The sequence below is a fragment of the Azospirillum sp. B4 genome (genome assembly GCF_000333275.1).
Taxonomy (GTDB): Bacteria; Pseudomonadota; Alphaproteobacteria; order Azospirillales; family Azospirillaceae; genus Nitrospirillum.
In genome coordinates this window covers 1-4436 of the sequence record NZ_BACU01000542.1, presented here as the reverse complement: position 1 = coordinate 4436, position 4436 = coordinate 1, and the positions used below count along the sequence as shown (strand labels likewise).

Sequence of the window (4436 nt, the reverse complement as noted above, 5' to 3'; positions counted from 1 at the left end):
GGGCTGATCCTGGTCCGCCTGTTCCTGGGCCGGTCCAACCGCTGGCTGGTGGGGGCCAACCTGATGGCGCTGGCGGCATCGCTCTACGGTGTCGGCTGGGTGAACGTGCCGGCCCTGATCGCCGGCTACAACGTCGACCATTGCCGGGAGGCGGCCGGCGGCGGGCCCGACCTGGACTGGACCTATCTGGGCCGGCTGGGGCCGCAGGCCATCCCGGCGCTGGACCGCTACATCGCCCTGCCCCTGCACAGCCGGGCCGAAGCCGGCGATGTTTCCGGCGCGACCGTCGAGGCCCTGCGCCGTGACCTGGCCCAGCGCTTCCTGGCCCGCCCTACCGACTGGCGCGGCTGGACCCTGCGCGACCAGCGGCTGAGGGACTATCTGGCGGCCCATCCGGATGGTATCGATCAGCAGGGCCACCAATGATGGGCATCATGCACCGCATCCTTGTCGTCGACGACGATCCCCACATCCGCGACGTCCTGTGCTTCGCCCTGGAGAAGGCCGGCATGGCGGCGGACTGGGCCGGCAACGGCGTGGACGCCCTGGACATGGCCACGCGCACCCCGCCCAGCCTGGTGGTGCTGGACGTGGGCATGCCGGAGATGGACGGGCTGGAGGTCTGCCGCCGCCTGCGCCGCACCTCCGACGTGCCCATCCTGTTCCTGTCCGCCCGGGATGAGGAGATAGACCGCGTGCTGGGGCTGGAGATGGGCGGCGACGACTATGTCACCAAGCCCTTCAGCCCGCGGGAGCTGGTGGCCCGGGTCAACGTCATCCTGCGCCGCGCCCGGGGACCGGCCGCCCCGCCGCAGGAAGACGCGCCACCCCTGGAAAGGGGCGCCCTGGTGCTGGACAGCGCCGGCCACCGCGCCACCGTGGGCGGGCGGGAACTGGGCCTGACGGCGCGGGAGTTCATGATGGTGAAGACCCTCGCCGCCCGGCCGGCCGTGGTGTTCAGCCGCAACCAGCTGATGGACGCGGCCTACCCCGATAACATCCACGTGTCGGACCGCACCATCGACAGCCACGTCCGCAACATCCGGGCGAAGTTCCAGGCCGCCGGCTGTGAGGACGCGGTGGAGACGGTGCACGGCGTGGGCTTCCGCCTGGGCGCCTGCACCGTCGGCGTCCAGCCGTGACCAGCACCCCCCGCGTCCGGGCCAAGTGGCGCCCCTCGCTGGGCATGGTCGTGGTCGCGGTGCTGCTGGCCGTGGCGGCCCTGCCCCTGGCCGGCCTGTTCTTCTTCCGCCTGTATGAGAACCAGCTGGTCCGCCAGACGGAGGCGGAGCTGATCGCCCAGGCCAGCGTGCTGGCCGCCGCCTACGCCGACGCGGTGGAGCGGTTGGACCCGCCGCCCGCCCTGTCGCCGACGCCCCTGGTGCCGGTGGCGCCGGAGGAACGCTTCCACCCCATCGAGCCCGGCCTGGACCTGACCAGCGACGATGTGCTGGGCGCCCGCCCCCCGGCGGCGCCGGCCACCGCCGCCGTGGACCCGGCCCTGCGGGCCGTCGCGGACCATGTCTACGCCCTGGCCCGCCGCACGCAGGAACAGATGCTGTCCGGCGTGCGGGTGCTGGACTTCAACGGCACCATCCTGGCCGGGGCCGAGGAGGTGGGCCTGTCCCTGGCCGAGGTGCCGGAGGTGGCGGCGGCGCTGGCCGGCCGCTATCACGCGGCCCTGCGCATCCGGCGGTCGCAACATGAGCCGCCGCCCCTCTATTCCATGAGCCGGGGAACCGGCGTGCGGGTGTTCGTGGCCCTGCCGGTCATCGCCCATACCCAGGACGGCGACCGGGTGGCCGGGGTGATCTACGCCTCACGCACGCCCAACAACATCTTCCGCCACCTGTATGGGGAGCGGCGCAAGGCGGCCTTGGCTGGCGGCTGCATCCTGGCCGTCATCCTGATCATCGCCTTCGTCTTCTCCCGCACCATCACGCGGCCCATCCACCAGCTGGTGCGCCAGACGCGGGAGCTGGGCGCGGGCGGGCGGGCCGACGGGCCGGGGGAGGCGCCCCACCACGGCACCCGGGAAATCGCCCTGCTGTCGCAGAGCTTTCACGACATGGCGCAACGCCTGTCCGACCGCTCACGCTACATCACCACCTTCGCCGCCCATGTCAGCCATGAGCTGAAATCCCCCCTCACCGGCATCCAAGGGGCGGCGGAGCTGCTGCACGACGACCTGGAGGGCGGCAGCGGCGGCATGGACACGGCCCAGCGCCGCCGCTTCCTGGGCAACATCCTGGCCGATACGCGGCGCCTGACCGCCCTGGTGCAGCGGCTGCGCGACCTGGCCCAGGCCGATAACCCGGTGCGGGGCGGCCGCACCCCCCTGTCGGCCGTCTGGCCCGACCTGGCCGCACAGTTCCCCGCCCTGGCCCTGACGACGGCGGGGGAGGACGCCGCCGTCGCCATGTCGGCGGAGAACGTGCTGATCCTGTTCGCCCACCTGGCCGACAACGCCGCCCGGCACGGCGCCACCACCCTGGACATCCGGGTCGCGCATCGCGACTGGGCGGTGGCCGTCACCGTGGCCGACAACGGACCCGGCATCTCCGCCGCCAACCGCGAGCGGGTGTTCGACGCCTTCTTCACCACCCGGCGGGACAGTGGCGGCACCGGCATGGGCCTGCACATCGTGCAATCGCTGCTGCGCTCCCACGGCGGCGACATCCGCCTGGCGGAGGGGCCCGAGGGCAGCGGGGCCACCTTCGAGGTCACGCTGCCCCAGGGATGAGGGTCCCTCAGTCGCCGGGCGGCCCCAGTCGGGGCCTGCAGTCGCATGAGCACGAGGCTCATGCCGCTGGGTGTCATCTCCGCCCACCCAAGGCGGCCGCCGTGTCCGCGATCAAGGCCACCACCAACGCGCCGGCGCCGCAGAGGAAGATCAGGGCGTAGTCCTGGCCGGTGTGGTTGAACAGGTAGGAATAGCCATAGCCGGCCAGGGCCTGGAACAGGGCGAAGGCGGTGGTGGCGCGGCTCCACGCCGCCTGCTGCTGCTTGTGGCTGTGGGGCAGCAGCTCCCGGATGCGGCCCAGCACCAGGGGCACGATACCGGGCGTGAACATGCCCAGGATGACGGTGGCGGCGGCAATGGCCAGCGGATGGCCGCTGGCCGCCAGCAAGGCCACCGCCGCGGCCTGGAGGGCCAGCGACAGGCGATAGGTCAACCCCGCGCCGATGCGGTCGGCCACGGGGCCGCAGACCAGGGGGCCGGCGATGGCCGCCAGGCCATACAGCACCCAGTAGAGCGCTCCCGTGTCCGCCCCCCGGCCCAGGCCACGGGCAACATAATCCACCAGCAGCACCATGACCGGCACCAGGCCCAGCGCGTTCAGGGCGTATTCGGCGTAGAGCACGCGCAGGATGCCGCCGGCGCGCCCGCCCTCCGCCGCCACCGGGCTGGGCGCCGAGGCCGGCAGATCCCCGGCCGGCCAACCAGACCAGCTTATGGCCATCAGAACCAGGGACAGGGCGCCAAGGCCCAGCCAGGTCTGCACCAGCCCCAGGCGCAGCAACGCCGGGACCAGGGTGCCGGAGGCGGCGATGCCCAGGCCCAGACCCAGGAAGATGATGCCGCTGACCATGCCGCGCCGGGCGGGCGGGATATGGGGCAGGATGCTGGTGGCCACCAGCACCATGATGGCGCCGCCGGCCAGACCGGACAGGAAGCGCCAGACGAAGAACCACGCGACCGACAGCGGGAAGGCGCAGGCGAAGAAGGCCGCCGTGGCCGCCAGCATCATCAGGCGCAGGGCCCAGCGGCTGGTCAGCGCGCCCGCCAGGGGCCGGCCCAGCAGCGCCCCGGCCAGATAGCCCGCGAAGTTGGCCGCCCCCAGGGTCACCACGTCACCGGCGGCGAACCAGCGCGCGCCGATGAGGGAGGGGATCAGCGGGGTATAGGCGAAGCGTGCCAGGCCGATGGCGACCAGGCTGCCGCTGAGGCCGGCGACGGCCGCCATCCAGGAGGCGGCGGACAAGCCGGGGGCGTTCCGGTGGGCGAGGCCCTCACCGGTGGAGATGGTGGACATGGGGATGACTGCCTTGGTTGCGGCCGGTCTTCAGCGCGGCCTTATTTGATGGCGGATGTGTTGCTGGCGGTCTGGCCGAAGAGGATCTTCTTGCCCTCCTCCGTGACGGTCGGGCGGCTGCGCAGGGGCTCCCCCTTGGCGTAGGCGCGGAGGGTGGCGGGGCGGGCGGCCACGGCCTCGAACCAGCGCTTCAGGTCGGGGAAGTCGTCCAGGTTCTGCTGCTGCCGCTGCCACGGCACGATCCAGGGATATATGGCCATGTCGGCGATGGAATAGTCGTCGCCCGCCACGTAGGGCCGGCCCGCCAGGCGGCGGTTCAGCACGCCGTACAGCCGGTTGGTCTCATTGACGTAGCGGGTCATGGCGTAGGGGATTTCTCCGGCGCGTNCGCACGAAATG

The 4436-nt window shown here is 72.3% G+C and carries 5 protein-coding genes; 3 read left to right on the top strand and 2 right to left on the bottom strand.

Translation table 11 applies throughout. The features are described from left to right. From I55_RS24480 to I55_RS24470, 3 genes are all read left to right on the top strand, one after another. A partial coding sequence (locus I55_RS24480) for a DUF4153 domain-containing protein (protein WP_044563333.1) occupies window positions 1-426 on the top strand: 426 nt, incomplete at its 5' end. Window positions 427-434: 8 nt separating this feature from the next. Next, a complete protein-coding gene (locus I55_RS24475; RefSeq protein WP_044563335.1) occupies window positions 435-1142 on the top strand; it encodes a response regulator transcription factor in 708 nt (235 codons plus the stop codon). Continuing rightward, window positions 1139-2743 carry an ATP-binding protein gene (locus I55_RS24470; protein ID WP_044563332.1) on the top strand — a complete coding sequence of 535 codons (1605 nt, stop codon included), beginning with the start codon at window positions 1139-1141 and terminating at the stop codon, window positions 2741-2743. The genes I55_RS24475 and I55_RS24470 overlap by 4 nt, the downstream gene beginning before the upstream one ends. Before the next feature lie 73 nt (window positions 2744-2816). Here I55_RS24470 and I55_RS24465 read toward each other — a convergent pair whose 3' ends face one another. Then, entirely contained in the window at window positions 2817-4037 is a 1221-nt protein-coding gene (locus I55_RS24465; RefSeq protein ID WP_044563331.1) for a YbfB/YjiJ family MFS transporter, read from the bottom strand. Between the two features lie 41 nt (window positions 4038-4078). Further along, window positions 4079-4436, bottom strand: a 358-nt coding sequence (locus tag I55_RS24460) for a glutathione binding-like protein (RefSeq protein ID WP_044563334.1), incomplete at its 5' end; no start/stop codon positions are given.

Bases quoted from the DNA above. Each gene is read 5' to 3' on its own strand.
- I55_RS24475 (WP_044563335.1), top strand. From the start codon at position 435: ATGCACCGCATCCTTGTCGTCGACGACGATCCCCACATCCGCGACGTC.
- I55_RS24465 (WP_044563331.1), bottom strand. From the start codon at position 4,037: ATGTCCACCATCTCCACCGGTGAGGGCCTCGCCCACCGGAACGCCCCC.